General features: G+C 59.0%; 18 protein-coding genes. 3 read left to right on the top strand and 15 right to left on the bottom strand.

The genetic code is table 11. The features are described 5' to 3' along the window. Positions 1–222 precede the first annotated feature (222 nt). From KW837_RS14615 to KW837_RS14590, 6 genes are all read right to left on the bottom strand, one after another. The gene (locus tag KW837_RS14615) at positions 223–618 is read right to left on the bottom strand and encodes a hypothetical protein (protein WP_218396722.1); all 396 of its coding nucleotides are present in this window, start codon (positions 616–618) and stop codon (positions 223–225) included. Positions 619–865: 247 nt separating this feature from the next. Continuing rightward, complete coding sequence (locus KW837_RS14610) at positions 866–1210, bottom strand: hypothetical protein (protein ID WP_123499714.1); 345 nt, start codon at positions 1208–1210, stop codon at positions 866–868. After that, complete coding sequence (locus tag KW837_RS14605) at positions 1207–6030, bottom strand: RHS repeat-associated core domain-containing protein (RefSeq protein ID WP_256348772.1); 4824 nt, start codon at positions 6028–6030, stop codon at positions 1207–1209. The genes KW837_RS14610 and KW837_RS14605 overlap by 4 nt, the downstream gene beginning before the upstream one ends. Then, positions 6027–6755, bottom strand: coding sequence for a DUF4123 domain-containing protein (locus KW837_RS14600; protein ID WP_256348771.1), 729 nt, complete (start codon positions 6753–6755; stop codon positions 6027–6029). The genes KW837_RS14605 and KW837_RS14600 overlap by 4 nt, the downstream gene beginning before the upstream one ends. A gap of 4 nt (positions 6756–6759) precedes the next feature. Further along, positions 6760–8802: a type VI secretion system tip protein TssI/VgrG gene (gene tssI, locus KW837_RS14595; protein WP_218396716.1), complete on the bottom strand. Its 2043-nt coding sequence runs from the start codon at positions 8800–8802 to the stop codon at positions 6760–6762. A gap of 131 nt (positions 8803–8933) precedes the next feature. Further along, positions 8934–9449, bottom strand: a complete 516-nt coding sequence (locus KW837_RS14590) for an Hcp family type VI secretion system effector (RefSeq protein ID WP_007900657.1) — start codon at positions 9447–9449, stop codon at positions 8934–8936. A 401-nt stretch (positions 9450–9850) separates the two neighbouring features. Between KW837_RS14590 and KW837_RS14585 the strand changes: the two genes are divergently transcribed. Continuing rightward, positions 9851–10528 carry a type 1 glutamine amidotransferase domain-containing protein gene (locus KW837_RS14585; RefSeq protein WP_218396714.1) on the top strand — a complete coding sequence of 226 codons (678 nt, stop codon included), beginning with the start codon at positions 9851–9853 and terminating at the stop codon, positions 10526–10528. Positions 10529–10687: 159 nt separating this feature from the next. On the opposite strand, the gene KW837_RS14580 is transcribed toward KW837_RS14585, so the two are convergent. The 5 genes from KW837_RS14580 to KW837_RS14560 form a co-directional block, all read right to left on the bottom strand. Further along, complete coding sequence (locus KW837_RS14580) at positions 10688–12079, bottom strand: VOC family protein (RefSeq protein WP_218396712.1); 1392 nt, start codon at positions 12077–12079, stop codon at positions 10688–10690. Between the two features lie 126 nt (positions 12080–12205). Beyond that, a complete protein-coding gene (gene glcF, locus KW837_RS14575) occupies positions 12206–13423 on the bottom strand; it encodes a glycolate oxidase subunit GlcF (protein WP_218396710.1) in 1218 nt (405 codons plus the stop codon). 1 nt (position 13424) lies between these two features. Continuing rightward, on the bottom strand, positions 13425–14474 hold the full coding sequence (glcE, locus tag KW837_RS14570; RefSeq protein ID WP_218396708.1) for a glycolate oxidase subunit GlcE: 1050 nt from the start codon (positions 14472–14474) through the stop codon (positions 13425–13427). Next, the gene (gene glcD / locus KW837_RS14565; RefSeq protein ID WP_218396706.1) at positions 14474–15973 is read right to left on the bottom strand and encodes a glycolate oxidase subunit GlcD; all 1500 of its coding nucleotides are present in this window, start codon (positions 15971–15973) and stop codon (positions 14474–14476) included. The genes glcE and glcD overlap by 1 nt, the downstream gene beginning before the upstream one ends. Before the next feature lie 52 nt (positions 15974–16025). Continuing rightward, positions 16026–16952, bottom strand: a complete 927-nt coding sequence (locus tag KW837_RS14560; protein WP_123499695.1) for an alpha/beta fold hydrolase — start codon at positions 16950–16952, stop codon at positions 16026–16028. A 464-nt stretch (positions 16953–17416) separates the two neighbouring features. Here KW837_RS14560 and KW837_RS14555 point away from each other — a divergent pair, with 464 nt between their 5' ends. Together KW837_RS14555 and KW837_RS14550 are read left to right on the top strand one after the other, a co-directional pair. Continuing rightward, positions 17417–18490 (top strand): diguanylate cyclase, encoded by a 1074-nt coding sequence (locus tag KW837_RS14555; protein WP_218396704.1) that lies wholly within the window; start codon positions 17417–17419, stop codon positions 18488–18490. 216 nt (positions 18491–18706) lie between these two features. Beyond that, a complete protein-coding gene (locus tag KW837_RS14550) occupies positions 18707–19948 on the top strand; it encodes a M20/M25/M40 family metallo-hydrolase (protein WP_218396702.1) in 1242 nt (413 codons plus the stop codon). Positions 19949–20185: 237 nt separating this feature from the next. Here KW837_RS14550 and KW837_RS14545 read toward each other — a convergent pair whose 3' ends face one another. From KW837_RS14545 to KW837_RS14530, 4 genes are all read right to left on the bottom strand, one after another. After that, a complete protein-coding gene (locus KW837_RS14545; RefSeq protein WP_123499689.1) occupies positions 20186–21055 on the bottom strand; it encodes an oxaloacetate decarboxylase in 870 nt (289 codons plus the stop codon). A 365-nt stretch (positions 21056–21420) separates the two neighbouring features. Next, entirely contained in the window at positions 21421–22455 is a 1035-nt protein-coding gene (astA, locus tag KW837_RS14540; protein WP_218396700.1) for an arginine N-succinyltransferase, read from the bottom strand. Between the two features lie 61 nt (positions 22456–22516). After that, entirely contained in the window at positions 22517–23533 is a 1017-nt protein-coding gene (locus KW837_RS14535) for an arginine N-succinyltransferase (RefSeq protein WP_218396698.1), read from the bottom strand. Positions 23534–23652: 119 nt separating this feature from the next. After that, the gene (locus KW837_RS14530) at positions 23653–25014 is read right to left on the bottom strand and encodes an APC family permease (RefSeq protein ID WP_008073256.1); all 1362 of its coding nucleotides are present in this window, start codon (positions 25012–25014) and stop codon (positions 23653–23655) included. Between the last annotated feature and the right edge of the window lie 55 nt (positions 25015–25069).

The raw sequence follows: 25069 nt of genomic DNA, 5'->3' as shown, positions 1-25069 counted from the left end.
TCGACCTGATCGACGACCGACAATTTAAAGGTCAGCGTGTAGTCGCGCTGACTACGCCTTTTTGCTGATTTCATTACGTCCTCCTGAAAAACGGATCAGAAGGTGTAAACCTTATTCAGGACGGGACATGCATAGAAAATAAATCTGTCCCCTTTTCTTTTGTCCCCTTTCTTTTCCCTTTTCTTTTCTTTTCTTTCTCTTCTTTTTTTGCCGATTCGCCTTTCAGTCTAGCGGATAGTCACATGTCCAAGGTGGAGTGAATAGCTCTGGATCGATGTTGTTCTCTTGAAGGTAGTCATTTATCTCTTCTTCGGTTTCTAACGTTTGACACTTGACAATGGTAGTGTCACTGCTTCCAATGCTATCTCTTGTTTCAATTATTAACTTAGGTATTGTGAAGTCTATTGCTACATATTTTGAATTTTTTGCGTCTTCCAAGAACTTATAATAGAGTTCTCCCGGATATCTGTTTGTAAAATTCAAATGGTATACCGCGTATATAGCAATCCATCTGCGTAAGGAGTCGTCGTTTGTAGGGAGTTCTTGCGCGATTTCTGTATACGATTTCGCTTCCAGACCCCACCAGACTTTTCTTGGAATTATTTTTGGATTGCTCATTTTTGACCTTCAAATGGATTTGGCCAGTGGATTCGAATTGCTTCACCTTTGACAGGGTGTAGTTGTAAGTGCGGGCGATCACCATGAGGATCATTGGGGTCGTGGTTTGCCATGGTGACTTTCCTTGCAAAAAAGGGGACAGATTTTATTTTTATGAGCGCTGAAATATATCTGTCCCCTTTTCTGAGAAAAATGGGAGGCTTATGAGTTCGAAAGTAAATTTAGTTCTCCTACCCCATTATTTACCTTAATTTTCGAGCATGTATGTCTCGATTTTACTTATGTATTCTTGTTTGCTTTTTGTTTTAAAAATCTCAATGGTTTGTACAGAGTCGCCGATAGGCTCGCCTTTTTTGTCGTATTTTATTGTTAAAAACTCAACGACGAACTCACCGTCAGGATCCCCCTCAGGTTCGACTCGTGAGTCAAAGCAGTATCCTGTGCCTTTACGGGCGCCACCCAACAATACAGAGCTGCTGAACCAATGTGCTGTTTCTGGTTTTAGGTCTACTTCAAAAAGATTGTTTATGGTAATGGTCCAGCCACTGGGCACTCTAATAGGCTGCAGCTCGAACTCTAGTTTCTTTTTCATTTGACTTTTCCCATGTGTTTTTTAACTTGCTGGGGGGAAGCTGGGAAGCTATGGATAACGGGTTTATTGCCGCCATTAGTTAATTCGATTCTTACCCAGTGTGTGAGTTGTCCTTCGTTATATCCAACAGGTTTGTCTGCTTTGTAAAACATGAAGCGAGTCCCTCCATGGTCGAATACATTACCCTCCTTGATTGCCCCATATGCTGCTTGTTTTTCGAACCCTTTGACATTGTTTGCAATGTCCGGAAGGTAAGAAGCTTCAGGTTGGCCACCTCGGGATCCATTTCCTAAGCTTAGCTCTCTAGCTTGGTCAGCTGAGCGAGCGTTCAAGTGCTTAGTTTTATGGAAATCGCCAGGTCTTTGAGCGTTGTAAACGTCGGATCTTAAATCCTTCCGAGATTGGTAGTCACTCGTATCTACTTTCTTTGGGCAACTATTGCTACTTAGGCCTAGCGGATCGACCCATCCTGTTGGGTTAGGGACATATTGGTAGCTGTTTAGTCCTCCCGCAAGCTTGATCGGATCCGGCGTCAGAAACCGTCCAGTACCCGGATTGTAGTAGCGATGCCGATTGTAATGTAACCCTGTCTCGGCATCGAAATACTGGCCCTGAAAGCGCAGCGGGTTGTTGATTTCGGCGACGTCCAGCGCAGCGAGGTTGCCATAGGCGCGGTACTTGGCCGACCACATGATTTCGCCGCTGTAATCGGTGAGTTCCTGCGGGGTGCCGAGGTGGTCGAGTTGGTAGTAAAACGGCGCGGCCTTCAGCGGGCCTTCGCCGTCGAGCATCGCCAGCGGGCGGAAGCTGCCGGGTTCGTAGATGTAGCTGCGATAGCGATTGTCGCCGCTCTCGGCGATGAGGCGTTCGCCTTGCCAGAGGAATTCGGTGGTGTGGCCATCGACGGTCTTTTCGATGCGTCGGCCGAAGGCGTCGTATTTGTAGGATGCGACGCTGCCACCCGGCAGGCTGACGCCGATCAGGCGATGTTGGCAGTCGTAACGGTACTCGGTAACCAGTTTCTGCCCGGCGCCGCGGCGTTCGCGGATCAGGTTGCCGTAGGCGTCGTAGTCGTAATGACGGTCGCCCTGCATCAGCAGGCGGTTGCCCTTGACGTTGGCGAGGTTCGCGGTCGGCTCGTTGTTTTGGCCGAGGAGGTTGCCCGCCGGGTCGTGGGCGAAGCTTTCAGGCGTAGCGCCGCGTACGTTGATCAGGCGGTCAAGCGGATCATAGTGATAGCTGCGGTGGCCTTTGCGGCTGTCGTCGATGCCGGCGAGGTTGCCATTGGCGTCGTAGGTGTAGCGGCGCTGGAACAGATTCTTTTCGCGCTGGCTGACGCTGTGTGCTTGCAACCGACCCTGTTCGTCGTACTGGTATTGGCTGAGCAGCAGCCCTTGTTGGCGCTGTTGTTCGCGGCCAGCGTTGAACTGGTGGCTGGTCAGGCGCGAGCCGTTGAGGTCGATGCTGCTCAGCTGGCCGCCAGGCTGGTGGCGGTAATCGAGCTTGCTGCCGTCCGGCAGGCGGCAGTGTTTCAGTTGGCCGACGCTGTCGTATTCGTAGCGCAGAGTGCCCCAGCCCTGGTGTTCGGTGATCAGGCGATCTTGCAGATCGTATTCGTAGGCGAGGGGCCAGTGGCTGTCGTCGACGTTGACAAGGCGTCCGAGGGCGTCATAGCTGTAGTGAATTTCTTCACCGTCAGCCAGGGTTTTCACCAGCAGACGGCCAGCAGCGTCGCGCTGGTATCCGGTGATCAGCTCGCTGCCGTCGTCGCCGAATTCGGTTTTCTTCAGCAGTTGGCCATTGAGATCGTATTCGTAAGCGGTACGGCGACCGTCGAAACCGGTTTCCTGCTGGATCAGGCCGTTCGGGTAATAGTCGAGGTGGTAGTGCTCGCCACGTTCGTTTTCGATCTCGGTGAGCAGCAGGCGCGAGTTGTCGTACCGGTAGCGAAGCTGACTGCCGTCGGGGTTGATGCGGCGGCTCACGAGGTGCAGGTTGTCTGCGTATTCGTAGCGGGTGATGCGCCCGAGTTCATCCCGTTCGGCGGTGACGCGACCATACGGGTTATAGGTGAAGGCACGGGTGGCGCCGCCGGGGAGGGTGATTTGTGTCAGGCGATCAACGGCGTCCCATTGATAGTGGATGATGGCACCGGTTTCATCCTGACGTGTGATTTGCCTACCTAGCGCGTCGTAACGGTACTTGCGTTGTCCGCCGCCGGGCAGGCGTTCTTCCAACAGTTGACCGAGATTGTTCCAACCCAGTTGATGACGACTGCCATCGGGGTGACGAATCTCCAGCAGGCGACCCTGACGGTCGTAGTTGTAGTGAGTTTCGTTGCCGTGGGGATCGGTTTGTTGGGTGATATCGCCCTGGCGGTTGCGCTCGTACTTCCAGCGGGCTTTACCTCGCTGGACATCAATGAGTTGACCATTGAAGTAGTTGTAACGGGTCGGTTCGTCTTCTGGCGAGATTACGGCCATCAAGCGCCCGGCATCGCTGTACTGATACTCGGTGATGGCGCCCATCGGGTCTTTTACTGCGACCAGACGTCCCTGATCGTCATAGGCTTTCTGCGTTTTCCCACCATCGGGAGCGGTCTCGCTGATCAAACGCGCATTTTCGTCATGCACATAGACTTGTTCACTGCCGTCGGCGTTGTAAACAGTCACCGAACCTTTGTCATCCCACTCGTAACGGGCTTCCAGTTGCGAGTAGCTGGCCCAGTGGCGGACGCAACGGGAGAGTTTGCCTTCGCGCTCCCATTCCCAGAAGAAGCTGGCGCCCCCGGCCAGTTGCCGTTCCAGAATGACATGCTGATCGTTGTAGCGGTAATACTCGGTTTCACCTGCTGCATTGGTCGAGGATACGAGCTGATTACGCGTGTTGTAGCGGTAGGAGACCAAGGTCTGAATGGTTAGCCATGGATCCTGGCGCTCACCGCGATCGTTGTACTCGGAACGTTGTTGCTGATGATCCACCGCCGCAATATGGCGATCGTCGTAGCGCAAGAGCAAGGCACGGCCTGCGCCGTTGTCGATGCGCTGAATGCGGCCGACCAGGTCATAGCTGATGTGTATCCGGTTGTCATAGGCATCGCTGATGGTGATCAGACGCCCGGCATGGAAATGGTAGAAGCGTGCCTTTGGCCCGGCTTGGGTGAGGATTAGTTCGCCAGGTGCCTTGCCCAAGTAAATCGCGGCTTGGGCAAGGCTGTTGGTGATGGCCGGGCGTTGTTCCGTTGGCACCGGGAAGCGGGTTTGACGGTTTTCGTTGTCCGTCCACAGCACGCCTTCATCGTCCAGTTGCAAACGGTGAGACAGGGAATGACTCCAGCCATGACCGAGACGGCTGTCGATTTCGATCGCACTGCTGCGGTACAGGCGCGTCCATTCCAGAGGCAACAAACCACCCAGTTCGCCATCAGTGAGGGTCAGCAACTCCTCGCCGGTCACCATAGACACCGGTTCGCCGTTGGTGCATGTGTTATTGGCACACTCGGCGGGTTTACCGGCCGGATTTTTCGATTGATCGGGAGCGTTATCGACCGGCTCTTTCTGCTCGAGGCGGGTCGTGCTTTGCGTCTTGCCGCGCGCCTGGATCTGCGCATCCGTTTTCACTTTTCCACCGGCGACAGGTGGCTTTTTCTTCGGCGCCATTGCTGTTTCGGCGGGTTTGGGCGGGGCGATCTCAACGTTGGCTTTACGCGCCGGGTTGAATGCCGAATTGCCATTAAGCAATAAAGGCCGAGCAGCCTCGGTATGCGGTGTGGCGCTTGTTTTGCTGACTTTCATCAGCATGCCGGTAAAATCTTCAATCAGTTTCACAACTTTGCCGCTGTTTTGCGTGGCTTTTACTACCTTCGTGCCAATGCGCACGGCCAGGCCGAGACCACCGGTCAGGACCACACCGACCAGAATGTTCAGCAAGAATTCTGTGCTCATTTGCGCCAGCACTTCTGTGCATGTCTGCGGTGGCAGCATCTTCACCCAGGCCATGATGGCGGCAACGTAGATCCACATTAGTGGTTCATCGCTGGCGATCAACAGGGCGGTGTGAATGGCCTCAGCGGAGGCGTCATAAATCTTCTTGATTTGCTCTTCGGTGAAGAAGTTTTTCAGCTTCTCGTAGTTCTCACGAGGATGCGCAACCAGGTTGTAGAGGCTTTTGATATCGCCCCACAGACCCATGATCGCTTTCAGAAAGCCTTCCCATGCGGCCTCCAGTTCCTGCAGGGCACGGCCACCCATCGAGGCATCGGTATGTGCCTGCCAAAGCGGTAGGAAACTGGTGCTCCATTCAGTCTGCAACCAACCGCTCAAATCGCCGATCACGCCCTGATAGGAGTTGAATAGGCTGTCGATCTGCGCGCGTGTAGGGTTCGGGAAGAACGTGATTTTGTATTGCTGATTGGGCGTGAGGCCGGTGACTTCCAGAATCCCGGTCGAGTCGATTGTCTTGTTGATCTCCGGTCCGGCTTCGTTCTTGCCAATGAACCGGCCATCCACCACAGGCACCAGACGGACCGGCGTATTGCCGATCGGAACAAATCGCGCAGACTCGAAGCTATGTACAAGCGTGAGTTTGCCGTTTGCCGGGCAGTTGGCATAAAGGGTGTTTTCCTTTTTGCTGTCCTTGTCCTGAGTGTGGACCTCATCACCGACCTTGAATTGCTGTTCCGCGTCCAGGACTCCGCCGTACCAGGCCTCGGCATGCTCACGGTAATCCTTCAGGCACTTTTTGAAGTCACTGATGATGGCCTGAGCATCTGGTTGTTTTGCCGTGAGGTTGCCTACGATCTCACCCATCAAAATGCTCATACAGCCACCTCATTTTCCAGATGGGCCTTCAACAGCCCGGTGAAGTTTTCTTCCGTGAGCGGCGTGCGTTTTACGAAGCGCGCCACTTTTGTTCGCAGGTTGGATTCGGGGAACGAGAAGTACAGGTCGGCGTGATCCTCCTTCAACCACTGCATCATGTTGCCGACTACGGTCGATGGGTTTTGCTTGGTCAGGCCATCAAGCAACGCCTTCGGCACCTCCCACCAAGGCCAATCTTTCGCCGGTGGCACCACCCTCGGCCCCACCTCCAGGCTTTTGCCATTAATCAGATACCGATCAAACACCGGCAGCACCTCACCGGCGGCATCGCCGAGGCCTTCCAGAATCGGGTAGATATGCCGTCCATCCCAGAACCGGAAAAACACTTCAGTCCCGTCCGGCATCCGAACTTGAGTGAGACTACGCAGGTGTTCGAACACCACGTTCGGTTCGCTGCGGGAAACGGCCAGCCACCCCCAATTGAGGGCATCCGTTTCGGCAATCCATGACAGGAAGCTTGAGTTGGGTTTCAACTCGGTGAGGTAGGGCATCACCGGCTGCCAGGCCGCGTAGGGTGTACCGCCCCAGATCGGAGTCGCCTGGGTTGTGGGTTCATTTAGGTAAAGCGTCTTGAGCGCTTCGGCATCGCTGGCGGCGCTGACGATCAGGTACAAACGTTCGCCCGTTTGCAACGGCCGTCCTGCGAGCCAAGCCTGCGGAGTCATCAGATCAGATCGCACAGGCACCTGCCTTGCACTTCTCGCACTCTTCACAGAACGGCGCATTACGTTTCAGCGTATTGATCTGCGCCGGGCTCAGAACCGCACCAGCCTTATCCGCATCCGCCTGCTTCAACACCCCCGGCAACAACGGCGCAGCCCCCGTCCCACTTCCCGGCCCACCTCCAGAGTTCATGTTGATCACCGGCCCGCTCAGCGTTACGCCGCTGGCGTCGATCTTGATGAAGCTGCCCCCGCCCTTGAGGGTGAGTTCGCTGCCAGCTTCGAGCACGACTTTCATGCCGCTGCTCAGGTGGATTTCCTGGCCGGCTTCGATGAACTGGCCGGTGCCGACCTTGATGTGCTGGTTCACGCCCACGGTCAGGTGGTCGTTGGCGCGGGTTTCGACTTTGCGGTCTTTGTGGACGGTGTGGTGTTCTTCGGCCTTGAATTCGCTGTAGCTGTTTTTTTCCACGGTGTCGTGGCGTTCGTTGCCGACGCGGATTTTCTGGTCGTGCTCGACGTTTTCGTCCCAGTCGCGCTGGGCGTGCAGGAAGATTTGTTCCTGGCCTTTCTTGTCTTCGATGCGCAGTTCGTTGTAACCGCCGCCACCCGGAGAGCTCAGGGTTTTGAAGGTACTGCGGGTTTTGTTCGCTGGCAGGGCGTACGGGACGACGTTTTCCTTGTGGTACAGGCAGCCGCTGATCAGCGGTTGGTCGGGGTCGCCTTCAAGGAAGCTGACCAGCACTTCCATGCCGATCCGCGGGATGGCGATGCCGCCGTAATGGGCGCCGGCCCAGGCGGAGGAGACGCGCAGCCAGCAGCTGGTTTTGTCGTCGGCCTGGCCTTCGCGGTCCCAATGGAATTGCACTTTGACGCGGCCGTACTGGTCGCAGTGGATCTCTTCACCTTTGGGCCCGGTGACCACGGCGCTCTGGCTGCCGAGGATCCGTGGTTTGGGGTGGTTCAGCGGTGGGCGGTTCGGCACGTCCCAGGGGGTGGCCTGGAAGCGGTTGCGGTAGCCCTGGTGGAAATCGTCCTTGAGGTTAGTCGTACTGCTGGTGACCGACTCTTCCAGCACTTGCGGCTGTTTGCCTTCGTGGAGGATTTCGGTCAGCAGCCACAGGTCGTTCCACTTGGCCTTGGGGTGTTGGGTCAGGGCCAGGAAGTGGCCGCTGACCAGCAACGGCTGATCGCTTTTGCCTTCGACGAGCTGGAAGTCGCTGCGGTGACGCTCGAGGGCGCGTTTGGCCAGGTGTTTACCGCGTTCGCGGTCGATGAAGCGGCCGGGGTAGTCGTAGTCTTCGAGGTCGGGCAGGGCGTCGCCACGGTGTTCGCTTTCCAGGGTCAGGCGTGGCTTTTCGAAGTCGTAGTCGCGGCGGGTGGTGCGGCTGGTGCGGGTTTCCAGGCGCAGGTCGAAGCGCTTGATCACCGGGTCGTTGGCGACCATGCCGGAGTCTTGTTGATAGGCCACGGGCGCGAGTTTCGGGAACACCGTCTGGTCATCGCCGAACACCAGTTTGTGGGCCGTGGCGCTGTGCTGGAAGTGGTAATGAATACCTTCTTCCTCGCACAGGCGCTGGATGAACTGCAGGTCCGATTCATCGTACTGAACGCAGTAAATGCGCTCGGGATAAATCGCCCCGACTTTGAATTGGTAGGCGTTGCTCTGGATGCCGTGCTCTTCGAGGACCATGCCAACGATTTTCGGCACGCTGAGGTTCTGGAAGATGCGTTGGTTGATGCGGTGCGCCAGGTAAGACAGCTGCGGACGCAGGGTCACGGCGTAGCGGGTCAGGCGTTTGCCCGAATCGCCTTGGGCGGCGCGGTAGATCTGGCCATGGATGCCGCTGCCGTCAGGCGAGAGCTGCAAAAAGGCCGGTTTGTGCAATAGCGTTTCGAGGTCCAGGGACGGCTGTTCACTGACCAGCTCCACCTCAAACACAAAAGGCTGGCTGATGGCTTCCCGACCTTGCAGGGCAAGGACCTGGAGATCGTTTTCCAGACCTTCGACAGTCAGGGCAAAGTGAGTCTGATTGGCCGGCGCGAACATCCCTTGTTCCTCGTGCAGTGCTACGGCGCACGCCGACACCCAAACGGGCGCTTGCGGACGCGAAAATTCCTGGAAGGCGCAAATGACATCGACCAGCAGAGCTGGCCGATGTTTGGAACCGTCAGCCGCGATTAAGCGACTGGAACACGCCAGTCATCGGAACCCGAAGTACCGGATACTTCGTGGGTCCAGGTGATTTTGCGGTAGGTGAATTGCACTTCTTCCAGGTGCGTGAAGTGCGAGTTCGACGGGTCCTGGCAGTTGTGCATTTTGTTGTTGATGGCGACGATGATCGCGTCTTCCAGTTTGGTGGTGTAGTAGTGCTCTTGGGTACCTTGAGCCGAAGTGCGGTACCACTGGATAACGATTTCGCTCATGCGCTCGCCGGAGGTCAGGGCCGCTTGCAGCAGTGGCGAAGACTTGTCGTAGACCTTGGTGATCACGACTGGCTTGTGTACACGCTGACCGGTCGGTTGGCCGGACTGTGGGTCACGCGGGATGATCACGTCGTGGCTGAAAGCCTGAACCATGACCTGGTCTTCGTGACCTTCCTGGTAGGTGTTGCCAACGGAGTCGGCGGTGAATGCGCCGGCAGTGATCAGGCCTTGTTTCTCGCCAGTAACGGACATGTACGCTGGTGTAGCCATGGATGTGCTCCTTGCTAAAAGTTAGGGTGCCCGGGAGGCGGTATCGCCCGGTGGGTGCCTGACTGTTATCAAGGAGCGTGCCAGAAATGATTAATACTATATAAATCAGGTGGTTGAGGTGGTTTTTCCAACGCTTGAGAGGTTTTTGGCAAGGATCAGCTGAAAAAGTGCGCAAGAAGTTGCGCACCACTGCGCAACTTCTTGCGCACTCGGCTGGAGGGCTTGATAAATCTGACGTCCAGCCTCGCTCGAGGACTTTTCACTGACACAGTTGCGCAACTTCTTGCGCATCAAGGCCATGAGCCGTCACCCCCGACAATGGGCGCAACGAACAGCGCTGTCCGATGGTCAAACCCAGCGCCGAGATCATTGAATAACCCGGACATCGACTGGAGAACGACATGAAAATCCTGATGGTTTTAACGTCCCACGATCAATTGGGTAACACCGGTAAGAAAACCGGCTTCTGGCTCGAAGAGTTCGCCGCACCGTATTACACCTTCAAGGACGCTGGCGCGCAGCTGACCCTGGTCTCACCCAAGGGTGGCCAGCCACCGCTGGACCCCAAAAGTGATGAGCCAGACGCGCAGACCGCGGCCACCGATCGCTTTCGCAAGGATTCCGCTGCCCAGTCTGCATTAGCGTCTACCGGGTTGCTGAGTACCGTGAGGGCCGAAGATTACGACGCTGTTTTCTATCCAGGCGGGCATGGACCGTTATGGGATCTGGCTGAAGACTCCTTTTCAATTGCGCTGATCGAGTCGTTTTACAAGGCGGGCAAACCGGTGGCGGCGGTCTGTCATGCGCCGGGGGTATTGCGCCACGTCAAGGATGCGGACGGCCAGCCATTGGTCAAAGGCAAGCGAGTGACAGGCTTCACCAACTCCGAAGAAGCCGCTGTGCAGCTGACGGATGTCGTGCCGTTTTTGGTGGAGGATATGCTCAAGGCCAACGGTGGCCTTTACTCCAAGGCCGATGACTGGGCGAGTTACGTGATAGCGGATGGTCTGTTGCTGACCGGTCAGAACCCGGCGTCTTCTGAAGCGACCGCCAAGGCGTTGTTGGCGAAGCTGGGTTAAGCGATGAAGCCTGCGGGTCGACACTTTTTATGTGGCGAGCGAGCTTGCTCGCGCTGGGCTGCGCAGCGGCCCCAAAACTCTGCGTACAAGCGGAGATTTTGTGAGTGCTACGCACTCAAGCGGGAGCAAGCTCCCTCGCCACAAGGTGTGTTTGACTAGTCAAGTCAGACTCGGCAATCCCAATGTCTTGCAACACTCTTCAATCGACCGCCGCTGCGTCTCGGCATACAGCCCCAGCTCATCAATCGTCGGCCGTCCCAAGGCCTTTTCGAACGCTTGCTGGTTCGAATGCACGCCATAGTGGGTTTGCGCCGCATCCCCAAGGTTCGACTGAAAAATCCCCGCCGCGCTGACCGGCAAAAAGTCTTCATACACCAGCGGTTCAACCCGCACATAGCCGTCGCGGAGCAAATCCTCCAGTGACACGCCTTTCAGTTCATCCGCGGCCAAGCCTTTTTCTGTCACGAAGTAACGGAAATACGCCAGTTCCTGTCGGCGCATATCCTCGACGGTGTCAGGGAATTCGCCAAAGTGCTGCGTCATTAGCGCGTTGTAGCGTGCGGCGTTGGCTTCGTTGGGGAAATCCTTGAGTTCATCCCGGGCAGCGTTGAGCAAGCGGTCGTAAAGCGCCCGGCCTCTGGGGGTGAGCGCCGCGCCGCGTTGCTCGATTTCACCGAAACGGGCGCTATGACTGCCGCGGGTTTGGGTTTGATCGGTGAAGGTGACAGGCTCGTCCAGCGCCTTGAAACTGGTTTGGCGCAGCAGGATCGGGCATTGGCGGCGGGGCGGGCCTTCGATCACCGCTTTGGGGGTGATGCCATGGGCGGGCATTTGCGCCTGCACAATGTCGATGTCCAGGGTGCGTGGGGTCAGGTGGTTGATGTGCGGGCCTTTGAACGCCACCACGTCGGCGATCAGTCGATGCTGGGCGCTGAGTTGCTGGTACTGCTCGGCGGTGACGGTGGCGCTGTGGTGCCAGCGGAAGGTTTCCAGGGCTTGTGCGACGAAATCCTGCGCCTCGTCTTCGCTCAGGCCGCCCTGGGTTTCAGCGCGCTCGATGAGGGTCAGTGCCGCCGGGGTGAAGATCGAGCGCTTATCCAGCACCGACTGGGCAAAGGCCCGCAGTTCGGCATCTTCGATCAGTTCCAGGCGCAGCAGCGAGGTGAACACCCGGAATGGGCTGATCTGCAACGCTGCTTCATGCACAGCGCGGAACGCGGTGGAATGCACCGGCACGCCGGCCGGGGTCAGGTCGTAATAGCCCACTGGCTGCATGCCCATCACGGCGAACAGGCGGGCGAGGGTCGCCAGTTCAGCGGCAGTGCCGACCCGGATCGCGCCGTGGCGTTCCAGGTCCAGGCGCTGGATTTCGCCGGTGCTGTGTAGCTGTCGGGCGATCTGCGGGTCGCTGTCCAGCACGTGGCGGTTGGTCTGTTCCACCAACGTCATCAGCGCGCCATACAGCGGCACTTCTTCGCGGTACATGTCGGACATCGCTTTGGAGAAGCGTTGGCGGATCAGGTCAGGGCTGACGAAGTTCGGGTGGCTCATGAAAAAAATTCCTGGCGCGGTGTGATGGATGTGGGAAAAGATCGCAGTCTTCGGCGGCGCCGACAAACGAAGTTTCTGACGAACTTCATTCTGCCAAGGACTGTTCTTGCGACTCAGGCTATTCGGTTAACGCAGCACTTGGTCCACCAATTCGATCCAGTGCCTGACCGGCGTACGTCCGGCGCTGTTGAGGTGGCTCTGACAGCCGATGTTGGCGGTGGCGATGACTTCAGGGTGGCCGCTTTCCAGAGTGTTGAGCTTGTTGTCGCGCAGTTGCCGGGCCAGTACGGGTTGGGTAATCGAATAGGTACCCGCCGAGCCGCAACACAAATGACTATCGGGCACCGCCGTGAGATTGAAGCCCAACCGCGTCAGCACGGCTTCTACCGCACCGCCGAGTTTTTGGGCGTGCTGCAAGGTACAAGGGCAGTGGAAGGCGATCCGCTGGTCAGTAGCAGCGCAGACCCGTTCCAATGGTTCATCGGCCAGCACTTGCACCAGGTCCAGGGCCAGTTCGCTGACCCGCTGGGCTTTGGCCGCATAGACCGGGTCGCGTTCCAGCAGATGCCCGTAATCCTTGATGAATGCGCCGCAGCCGCTGGCGGTTTGCACGATGGCTTCGGCGCCGTTTTCCAGGTGCGGCCACCAGGCGTCGATGTTGCGTCGGGCGCGGTCCAGGCCCATGGCTTGGGCGTCGAGGTGATAGTCCAGCGCACCGCAGCACCCAGCTTCGGGCACCGGGATCACGCTGATCCCCAGCCGATCCAGTACCCGCGCCGTCGCGGCATTGGTGTTCGGCGACAGACCGGGCTGCACGCAACCCTCGAGCATCAGCACCCGGCGAGCATGCCGAGGGGCAGGGCGCTCGCCTGCGGAGAGGAGGTCGTGGGGCAATTTTGCCTCGATGCCCCGTGGCAGCAATGGCCTGAATGTGGCGCCGATTTGCAGCAAAGTCTTGAACAGATTCGGATTCGGCGCCAGCGCCCGCAACCCCTGGCGCAACAGCCGCTGACTGGCCGGGCGCGGCACCGCTTGATCGATCACGGCGCGGCCGATGTCCAGCAGGTTGTGATAATCCACCCCGGACGGGCAGGTGGTTTCGCAGTTGCGGCAGGTCAGGCAGCGATCCAGGTGCAATTGGGCTTTGGCCGTGGCGGGGGCGCCTTCGAGGACTTGCTTGATCAGGTAAATGCGCCCGCGCGGCCCGTCCAGTTCGTCGCCCAGCAGTTGATACGTCGGGCACGTCGCGTTGCAGAACCCGCAATGCACGCAGGTGCGCAGAATCTTGTCCGCTTCTTCGGCGCGGGGCAGTAGTTTTGACTGTTCGCTGAGGTTGGTTTGCATGCTAAAGGTCCGCGTACATCCGCCCAGGGTTGAACAGCCCTTGCGGGTCCAGTTGCGCCTTGAGTTGCCGGTGATAGCGCAGCAGCGCCGGGGCCAGCGGCTGGAATGGCGTCTCGCTGACGCCATGGCTGAAACAGGTGGCGTGGCCGCCGAGTTCAAGGGCCCGCGCTTGAATGTTCTCGGCGGTGGATTTCAACCAGCGTTGCGCGCCGCCCCAGTCGATCAGTTGCTCGCCGGGCAAGTCCAGAGGCCCGAGGTTGTTGGGCAATGACAAGCGCCACAGCGGCAGGCCCTCATTGAAAAAGTCTAGTCGTTGTTCGTTCAGGTCAGCCCAATAACCGGAGTCCAAGGGTTCGCCGCCGAGTCGTTGATGGGCGGCCGTCACCGAACCTTCGCCCCCTTCGAGCCGCAAATACAGACGCTGACCGTCATGGCAGGCGGCGCTGATGGGCAGTGGCTGCTGGCCCCATTGCGCCAGATTGGCCAAGGCGCGGGCGCAGTCGATGTCCAGGCTGATGCTCAAGCATTGCCGGGGTTTGGGCAGCACTTTGAGCGAGACTTCGGTCAGTACCCCGAGGCAGCCATAACTGCCCACCATCAGGCGCGAGAGGTCGTAGCCGGCGACGTTTTTCATCACTTCGCCGCCGAAGCGCAGGTGGGTGCCGAGGCCGCTGATCACTCGGGTACCGAGGACAAAATCCCGCACCGAACCGGACCACGGGCGTCGCGGCCCGGACAGCCCTGCCGCGATCATCCCGCCGACGGTGGCGCCTTCACCGAACGACGGTGGCTCGCAGGGCAGCATTTGCCCCGCTGCATCCAGTGCGGCAAACAGTTCGCTGAGCGGCGTGCCGGCGCGAACGCTGATCACCAGCTCCGTCGGGTCGTAACTGACGATGCCGCGATGGGCGCGGGTGTCGAGTATTTCTCCGGCCACTTCACGGCCGAGAAACGCCTTGGTGTTACCGCCCTGAATGCGCAGCGGCGTGGCGTTCTCCTGCGCCTGTTTGACCTGCTCCAGCAGGGTTTCACTGGCATCGAAGTCCGGCATCAGAAACGCTCCAGCTCAGGGAACGGCAGTTGCCCGGCGTGGATGTGCATCGCGCCGAATTCCGCGCAGCGGTGCAGGGTCGGGATGTTCTTGCCGGGATTGAGCAGGCCCTTTGGGTCGAACGCGGCTTTCACGGCGTGAAACAGGGTCAGCTCATCACTGTTGAACTGCGCGCACATCTGATTGATTTTCTCCCGGCCGACGCCATGCTCGCCGGTGATGCTGCCGCCGACTTTGACGCAGAGTTCGAGGATCTTGCCGCCGAGGGCTTCGGCCCGCTCCAGCTCGCCGGGTTGGTTGGCGTCGAACAGGATCAGCGGGTGCATATTGCCGTCACCGGCGTGGAAAACGTTGGCCACGCGCAGGCCGTACTCTTGCGCCAGGCTGGCGATGCCCTTGAGTACACCGGGCAATTCGCGGCGGGGGATGGTGCCGTCCATACAGTAGTAATCCGGCGAGAGACGGCCGATCGCCGGGAAGGCGTTTTTGCGTCCGGCCCAGAACCGCACACGTTCGGCTTCGTCCCGAGCCTGGCGCACGTCGCTGGCACCGGCCTGTTGCAGCACCTCGCGGACCCGCTCGCAATCGTCATGGACATCCGCTTCGACGCCGTCCAGTTCGCAGAGCAGGATCGCTTCGGCGTCCACTGGATAACCGGCGTGGATGAAATCCTCGGCGGCACGGATCGCCAGGTTGTCCATCATCTCCAGGCCTCCCGGGATGATCCCGGCCGCGATGATCTCGGCCACCGCGCGGCCGGCCTTTTCCACGGAATCGAAACTGGCCAGCAGGACTTTGGCGACCTGGGGTTTGGGCAGCAGTTTGACCGTGACTTCGGTGATGATCCCCAGCAAGCCTTCGGAGCCGGTGAACAGGGCCAGCAAGTCGAAACCCGGCGCGTCCAGCGAATCGGCACCGAGGGTCAGGTGTTCGCCTTCAAGGGTAAGCACTTCGAGTTTCAGCAGATTGTGTACGGTCAGGCCGTATTTGAGGCAATGCACGCCGCCGGCGTTTTCTGCGACGTTGCCGCCGATGGAGCAGGCGATTTGCGAGGACGGGTCCGGCGCGTAATACAAGCCGAAGGGCGCCGCTGCCTGGGATATCGCCAGGTTACGCACTCCCGGCTGGACCCGTGCGGTACGGGCGGCGGGGTCGATGTGCAGGATGTTGTTGAACCGCACCATCACCAGCAGCACGCCTTTGTCCAACGGCAGCGCACCGCCGGACAACCCGGTGCCGGCTCCGCGCGCCACCACCGGCACGTTGCGGGCATGACAGAGCCGGAGCAGCGCTTGTACCTGTTCCAGCTGTCGGGGCAGGGCGACCAGCATCGGCGTGGTGCGATAGGCCGAGAGGCCGTCGCATTCGTAGGGTTTGAGTTCTTCTTCGCGCCAGAGAATGTCCAGGTCCGGCACCTCCTGCTGCAAGGCCTTGAGTAGCGCGGCCTTGTCGACATTGGGCAGAACACCGTCGATGCGTTCGTCGTAAAGAATGTTCATCGTTCACCACCCAGAGCAAAGGGGCTTGCCCCCTTTGTCACAAGGGATCTCATCAGGTTTTCCTTCCCAAAAACTCCCGATACAGCCGCGCTGTCTTGGCCGGTTGCTCAACCATCGGCATATGGCCGACACCGTCCCAGATCTCCACCTGCAAATCGGCGATGCCCTTGCTCCAGACCGGTACGCTGCTGACGTCGATCAAGCGGTCCTTGCGCCCCCACAGAAGCAGCGCCGGGCATTTGATGTCGGGCAGTTTTGGCTCCATGGGCGGGCTGGCGTGGAAGTCCCTGAAGATTTCTTCCAGCTCGTCGCGCTGCTGTTCATAACGCTGGGCGACGGCGTCCAGCACGATCCCCGGCACCCATGGCGGCGAAACCATGGTCATGGCATAAAAATGCTGGAACTCTTCACGGGAATGAATCAAAAACGGGTTATGCCCGCGAGCCAGGTGTCGCTCCATATCGCTGGGCTCCGGGGCGGTGACCCCGGCCGGGTCGAGCAGCGCCAGCGAGATAATGCGCTCCGGGTAATTGGCCGCCAGCCACGCCGCGATGTAGCCGCCCATGGAGTTGCCGATCACGTGTACCTTTTCGACCCCACAGATATCGAGCAACTGGATCAACCGTTTGGCCTGGACCGGAATGTCATAGCCACCGCCGGCCTTGAAGCCGGTTTCGCCGTGCCCCGCGAGGTCAGGAATAATCACCCGGTAGTCGTCGACAAAATGCCGGGCGAAGCGCAGCCAGATGTTCTTGTCGGCGCTGTAGCCGTGCAACATCAGCACACTGCTGGCGGCTTCGTAAGGCCCGCCTTGCCAGGTCGAAACGGTCATTTCGGGGATTGGCACGACGATCTTGTGCAACCGGTACAGCCGGGCCTCCAGCGCCATGTTCAAGTCATAGAGCCAGTAACCGATGGCCGGATAGCTCAACCAGCTCCAGGCCACGAAGACGGCGATAGTGACAACCAACAAAAGCATCAGGCTATTCCTTTGCAGTGATCAGGACAGCGTGTGGTCGGCGGGTTTGAGCGCTCGGGTCAATGGCTGTAACTGAAATCCAATTCCGCCGCGACACACTCTTTGTAGCAGCTGGCGAAGCCTGCGTTCGGCTGCGAAGCAGTCGTCAAACCTGAGCTCGCGATGCAATAGGGCAAACCGCATCAGCCGGATTCACGACTGCTTCGCAGCCGAACGCAGCCTCGCAGGCTCGGCAGCTGCTACAACCGAACGCAGCCTTCGGCAGCGGCTACAAGGCCTCCTCTTTATCGTTGTTATCGATCCCTCCCTTCATGTATAGACCAAACATTGGGTATTCAGCTCATGGGAGGTGATGCTATTCAGACCGCCAACCGGTGATGGCTATTTGCCGTTCCCCTGATAGACTTCAAACACACTTTCAACCCGTGTGTTGTCAGGCTCCGTTCAGCGGTACAGAGGCCTCTATGGAAAAAAAGGGAGGAAAGGGACTTTCACTGGCCAGGAGGCTTTATGGGTCGCGAATCCTGGGGCTGGCCCTTGGATTATTGTGCGTTGGCGCAGGGATGTATCCACTCGATCCGGCGCCATGGGTCTGGGGGGTAATGCTGTTCAACGGGCTGCTCTGGCCCCATGTGGCTTATCAATGGGCACGCCGGGCGGAAATTCCTTTTCGTGCCGAACACCGCAATATCCTGGTGGACGCGTTTCTCGGCGGTTTCTGGGTGGCCGCCATGCAGTTCAATCCGCTGCCCAGCGCGGCGACCCTTTCGATGATGGCGATGCACAACGTGGCCATTGGCGGTTTGCGTTTTCTGTTGATGGGCGTCGTCGCGCAGGTGCTTGGGATAGGCCTCGGACTGTTGGTGTTCATGCCGGCGTTTGTCCCGCAAACCAGTCCGTTTCAGCTGTACGCCTGCTTGCCTTTGCTGTCGATTTATCCGCTGTCCTTTGGCTGGATCTGCTTCCGTCAGGCCGACACCCTCGGCCGGCACAAGCGCGAACTGCTGGCCCTGAGCCGCACCGACAGCCTGACCGGCCTGCTGAATCACGGTGCCTGGAAAGATCAGCTGGAAATCGAGTTTCAGCGTTGCCAACGCCAGCAGCAGGGCGGGGCGATTGCGCTGATCGACATCGACCATTTCAAAACCATCAACGACACCTACGGCCATGTCGCCGGGGACATCGTCCTGCGGCAGCTGAGCAAAATGCTCAAGCAGAACCTGCGCGCAGCGGATGTCGCCGGGCGTTATGGCGGCGACGAATTCTGTGTGCTGCTGCCGGATCTGCCGCTGGACCGCGCTGCCGTGGCGATGGATGCGTTGCGTGATCGTTTCGCCACGTTGGGTTACGAGCAGAACCCGGCATTGAAAGTCAGTTTGAGCATCGGCCTGGCAGCCTTCAATCCGGCCCACGACGACGCGACCCTGTGGCTCAACGACGCCGACCAGGCGCTCTACGAAGCCAAGACCACCGGCCGCAACCGCGTCATTTGCCACAGTGATGGTAAACCGCATAAGGCGATGCTCGATTCGGTGTAAGCCAATCACCCCAAATCCCTTGTGGGAGCGGGCTTGCTCGCGAAAGCGGTGTATCAGGCAACGATGATGTCGACTGACACTCCGTCTTCGCGAGCAAGCCCGCTCCCACAGGGGGAGTGTGGTCATTCAGGTTTGTAGGTGTCGCATCCGGTGTAGAGCCTTGTGTCGTAGTCAGGTAGGGTATTTTCGACCCCGACACGAAACAAGGATCGATTCATGACGTTCAAACGCTCTCGCTCCCTCCTGGCCACCAGCCTTTGCCTGACCCTCGCCCTCGGCGCCTTCACCCCTACAGCCTTCGCCGAACCCCATAAACAAGTCCTCGCCGATGCCGAACAGTACAAAGGTGAAGCCCTGAAACTGCTGGAACGGTTGGTGAACATTGACTCCGGCTCCGGTTATGAGCCGGGCCTGACCCAGGTGAGCGACATCGCCATCGAAGAGTTGAAGAAACTCGGTGCCACTATCGAACTCGTGCCCAACACTCCGGACAAGAGCAACCATGTGCTGGCCACGCTCAAAGGCACCGGCACGGCGAAAATCCTGCTGATGGCGCACATGGACACCGTGTTCAAGGAAGGCTCCGCCGCCGCGCGCCCGTTCCACATCAAGGACGGCCGCGCCTACGGGCCGGGCGTGATGGACGACAAGGGCGGCATCGTCGCCGGGATCTATGCACTGAAGGTCCTGAAAAACCTTGATTTCAAGGATTACGCGCAGATCACCTTCCTGCTCGACGCCAGCGAAGAAACCGGCTCGGACGTCGCCACCGATCTGATCAAGAAAACCGCCAAGGCCCACGACGTAACACTCAACCTCGAACCGGGCCGCCCGGCGGATGGTTTGGTGGTATGGCGCAAAGGCAGCGCCACCGCCGTGGTTGAGGTCAAGGGCAAGGCATCTCACGCTGGCGTCGCGCCGGAGCTGGGACGTAACGCGGCCATGGAAGCCGCGCACCAGATCCTGCAACTCGGCAAACTGGGGGATGCGCAGAAGAAAACCACCATTAACTTTACCGTGCTCAATGCTGGCGATCGCACCAACGTGATTCCGGATCAGGCCACCGCCAAGGCTGACGTGCGGGCAGCGGTGCCGGAAGAGTTCGACCGGATCGAGAAGGACCTGGCGCGAGTCTCCAAGGACAAGCTGATTCCCGAGACTGAAGTGACCACTACCCTTAAACGCGGCTTGCCACCGATGCCGCAAACGGCGGAGTCGGATCGCTTGATGGCCATGGCCCAGGGGATTTACGGCGAAATTGGCCGTAAGCTGACGGAAGAAGGCAGCGGCGGGGCGGCGGATGCCAGCCTCTCGGCCGGGGTGGGTACGCCGACGCTGGATGGGTTCGGGATTGTCGGCGGCAATATTCATACGCCAGAGGAATACGCAGAGGTTGAGAGTGTGGCGCCACGGATTTATCTGTTGTCGCGGATGATCATGGAATTGACCAAGAAGTAATCGGCCAGATCATTCCTTGATGTGGGGCAGGTTCTGTTGTGAGGGGGGGGAGTTGGCCCTGAGGAGGGAGGTTCAAGGTTGCGATTTTGTGGTGTCTCATCTGGCCCCTTCGCGAGCAAGCCCGCTCCCACATTTGATTGCGGGCGTGCACAAATAATGTGTCCACAGAAAATCCAGTGTGGGAGCGGGCTTGCTCGCGAAGGGGCCAGACGTCACACCATCATTTGCGCCGAAGACTCACTCCTTGACGCTCATATATTCCTTCGCCCAAACGATGTATTCCTCAGGCTGCGTGTACGTATGCGTCAGTTCAGTCGCGCTCAGATCCGATGCCTGGGTGAAGATCTGGCGTTGTTCGCGCAGGCTGTCATAAGTCGCCTTGATTGCCGCGAAGTACGCACCATGCCCGTCGATGGTGACGCGCACACCCAGTTCGGCCAGGCGATCGTCGTCGCGCAGCAACGGGTTGCCATAGGTGACCAGCATCAGCGGTACGCTCAGGTGCTCGGCGATTTGTTCTAGGTGGTCGAAGTCCCGAACGCCCACCATGCAAATCCCGTCCGCCCCGGCCTGTTGGTATTGCTTGGTGCGGCTGATGATCTCCTGAACCGGCAGGATCCCGGCATTGGTCCGCGCAATGATCGCCATTTCCGAGTCGACCCGGGCTTCCAGAGCCGCGCGAATCTTGCCGACGCCTTCCGCGACCCCGATCAGGTCAGTGGACTTGCGGCCGAATTGCGCCGGCAACAGGGTGTCTTCAATGGTCAGGGCGGCCACGCCAGCGCGTTCGAGTTCGACGATGGTGCGCATGACGTTGAGCGCGTTGCCATAGCCGTGGTCGGCGTCGGCGATCACCGGCAATTGGGCCACGCGGCCGATGCGGGTAGCCTGCTCGGCGAACTCGCTCAGGGTAATCAAGGCAAAGTCGGGGGCGCCCAGCACCTGCAACGACGCGACCGAACCACCGAGGATTCCCACCTCAAAACCCAGATCAGCGGCAATGCGTGCCGACATCGGGTCGAAGACCGACGCGGTGTGATAGCAGGCGTTGGAAGCGAACAGTTGGCGGAAATTACGGCGCAAATCTTGATGTGACAGCCTGGACATATGAGTTCCACCATACAAAGGAATGGAAGGGCTTGAGCAAAAGTGTCAACGCCGAAGGAACAAAAGGCTATCACGGGGATGGGTAAAGAATGATGACGAATTTGCCGGCCAAGGAATGCAAGATCAAAAGATCGCAGCCTGCGGCAGCTCCTGCAGAGTGCATATCATCCGGATTGACACGATCCTGGCCTCGCCGCGATCCCTTGTAGCAGCTGCCGAAGGCTGCGTTCGAGTGCGAAGCGCTCGCCATCACGGATCGGAAGTCATGCATAAAAAAATCGAGTCGGCGATCAGTCTCAAAGACTGAGTTGGAAAGTTTACGACTGCTACGCAGCCGAACGCAGGCTTCGCCAGCTGCTACATGATCACGCCGCCACCGCCTGCTGCTGTTGATTGCGCAGCGGCACGGCACGCACCGAGTTGCCGGGTTGCAGTTGCAGGCGTTTGGCAGTGAGTCGGTCGACGATCAGGCTGTTGCCCACCAGCCGCGCCTGGGCAGTGGTGATGCGGCAGTTTTCCAGGCGGCGGTTGTGGATCAGCCATATTGGCGCCTGGTCGTCGGGCGTGCCGATGGCCAGCTCCAAGCGTTGGCTGTCACGCACCGTGCGGATTCTCGATACCGGGGCTTCGATCACCGGGCCGGCGTCGAAGATGTCGATGTAACCCTTATGAGCAAATCCCTCGGCGGTGAGGAGCTTCAGTGCAGGTTCGGTGTTCGGGTGCGGCTTGCCGATCACCGCCTGCGCCTGTTCGGTGAGCAGGCAGGTGTAGAGCGGCTGGCGCGGCATCAGTTCGGCGATGAATGCTTTGCTGCCAAGCCCCGACAAGTGATCGGCATGGCTGAAATCCATCTTGAAAAAGTGCCGACCCAGGCTGTCCCAGAACGGTGAGCAGCCTTGTTCGTCGGCACTGCCGCGCAGTTCGGCGATAAGCTTGTCGCCGAACAGATGGGGGAACTCGGCAACGAACAGCAGGCGCCCCAGCGACAGCAGTCGACCATTATTGCCATGACGTTGATCGTGTCGCAGAAACAGCGAACAGATTTCCGATTGGCCGGTCATTTCGTTGTTCAGGAACAACGTGGGGATCTGGCGCGCAATACCCAGGTCCGGCGAGGAGCTGACCGTGAGCCCCACCCGGTAGTTGTACCAGGGCTCCCGCAGGCCGACGGCTCCTGTCAGGGCGCTGACGCCGACCACTTGTTGATCGTCGTCTTCAAGCACGAACAGGTAATCGGCGTCCGCACGCTCCACCTGTTCGGCAAAGGTGCGCTGGGCCCAGCGTACACGGTGGGTCAGGCGCTCTTCACTGGCCGGCAGGGTGGTGAACCCGGGGCCGGCCCGTTGCACCAGATCAAGCAAGGCGGGCAGGTCGGTGACTTGGACCGGGCGGACAATCATGATGCAGCTCCTTCTTCGCGCATGTTCGGGCGCTGTCGTTGGGCACGGGGCCGGTGGCGGCTCACAGGGCGATCAACCGGATTGCGCTGGCGTCGGTCACATTCAGGGCTGCGCACATCTCGGCGCTCAAGGCCACGGGTTGCCCGGCGTGGTAGTCCAGTTCGGCAACGATGGCGCGGTAACCCTTCAACGAATCGTTGCTCACCAAGTAACTGCCGCGGGCATCGATGGTCGGGCCAGGATGCACCGTGCCGGTCTGGCTCTGGGCGATGGAGCGAATGTTCGAGGTGCGTGCGTACAGCGTCGGGCCAGCGTCGAACAGGTCGATGTAGCTGTTGGTCTCGAAGCCTTCGCGTTCAAGAATGTCGAAGGCCTCTTGACCGTCAGGATGAATCCGGCCGATACAGGCCTGTGCCTCCGGCGGCAGCATCGGCACGTAAATCGGGTATTGCGGCATCAGTTCGGCGAGAAACGTCCGGCTCTGCAGACCGCAAAGCCGCTCGGCCTCAACGTACGGCAGGTCGAAGAAATGCTTGCCCAGCGCATCCCAGAACGGTGACTGGCCCTGTTCGTCGCTGTAGCCAACGATTTCGGTGATCACCGCTTCGGCAAAGCGCGCCGTGTGGGCGGCGATGAACAGCAGCCGTGCCCGGGACAGCAATTCGGAAAACCGCGTGCGTTCCAGTGTTGCGTCGATATGGAAGCCGCGCAGCAACGTATGACCACTGAGGTCGTGGCACAACGACAGTGCCGGCACCCCGTGCTCGATGTTCAGCTCCCGTGAGGCGCTGGTGAAATGGCGGTTGCGCAAACTGTAGAACGGCTCGTTGAACCCCGCGGTGGCGAGGACTTCCGAGCAGCCGACAAGATGGCGAGTCGTGAGATTTTCCAGCACGAAGAAATAGTTCTCCGGGCCATGACCCTGGACGTCTTTCTCGAACGAAGCGCAGGAGGCGAGAATCTTCTCGCGCAGGCGTTCGGTGTCGTCCGGCAAGGACGTGACCCCCACCAGACTGTCGCGCGCCAGTTGCTGCAACTGGGGCAGGTCGGTTAACTCCACCGGGCGTAAGACCAGCATGGATGTACTCCTGTATCAAAGGGTTCGGCGATTTGCACCGAACCTGACTATCACTGTCGGTTTCCACGCTTGAAATCAGCAGTCGCCTGAATTCATGTCAGACGCTGCCCTTTTTCTTGTCAGCCATTGCTTGGGTCGGTGCTCGGATCAGGCAGCGCCGTGCTGGCACCCAGTTTGTTGAGGAAGAATAGATAGACCAGCCCCAGGGCAATCCATATCAGGCCGAGTTTCTGTGCATCGACGCCCATGTTGTACATGATGGCCGCGACGATGATGAAGCCGATTACCGGGCAGATCAGGTGACGGATCACCTGGCCGGACTTCTGCCGACGCCAGTAATAGTTGATGACGGTCAGGTGCAGCAACATGAAGCCGCTCAGGGCGCCGAAGTTCACCAGGGAGGTGAGGGTGTCCACCGAGTTGATGAACAGGTAGCAGATCACTAGCGACAGCACCGCCACCAGATAGATGCTCAAGTACGGCGTGTTGTGTTTCGGGTGCACCTTGGCCAGCACTTTCGGCAGTTTGCCGTCCCGGGCCATGCCGAACAGCAGGCGCGAAACCGCCGCTTGCGAGGTGATCGCGACGGCTACGCCCCAGGCCAGGGCGGTGGCCACGGCGGTCAAGGTTGCCAGCCAGCTGCCGGCGGCGATTTCGGCAATTTCATAGAACGCAGTGTCGGCGCTCTTGAAGCCCAGGCCGGCGGCCAGATCCGTGGCAATCCAGGTCTGTACGACGAAGATCACGCCCATTACCAGCAATGTGATCAGCGCAGCCTTGCCGACGCTACGGCCCGGATCGCCCTTGATCTCTTCGGCGAGGGTGGAAATCGCATCGAAACCGAGGAACGACAGCACGGCAATCGACACCGCTTGCATCAGCAGGGCGAAGTTGAAAGTCTCGGGGTTGTACAGCGGCGCCAGGGTCAGTTGACCATTACCGCCGCCGCTGTGCAGGGCATTCCAGGCGTAGAACAGGAAGATCCCCAGCACCACCAGTTGCGCCAGTAGAAAGACGATGTTCATCCGCGCGGTGAAGGTAATGCCCCGCAGGTTGACGAAGGTCGCGCTGACCAGAAAGGCCAGGATGAAGCCGACTTTCGGGATATCCGGGTACAAATGATTCAACGCCATCGCCGCGTAGACGTAGAGCAGCGGCGGAATCAGCAAATAATCGAGCAGCATCAGCCAACCGGCGATAAACCCGACATGAGGGTTGAGGCCGCGTTGTGCGTAGGAATACACCGAGCCTGCAATCGGAAAGGCCCGGGCCATGCTGCCGTAACTGAGGGCCGTGAACAGCATCGCCACCATGCCGATGATGTAGGCCAGCGGCACCATCCCCGGGGCTTCGGCGTTGACGTAACCATAGACGCCGAACGGGGCGATGGGGATCATGAAGATCATCCCGTACACCACCAGGTCCGTCAGCGACAGGCTACGTTTCAACTCTTGCTTGTAGCCGAATTCTTCTATTTCCATGAAGCCCTTCTCCTTGATTTGGAAGCAGCTGCACGCTGCGAGTGTGAAGCTATTG

This window comes from Pseudomonas sp. PDM24 (assembly GCF_019218905.1).
Classification (GTDB): Bacteria; Pseudomonadota; Gammaproteobacteria; order Pseudomonadales; family Pseudomonadaceae; genus Aquipseudomonas.
Note: the sequence above shows the minus strand (reverse complement) of the source record. Positions and strands in the feature narration are given on the sequence as shown.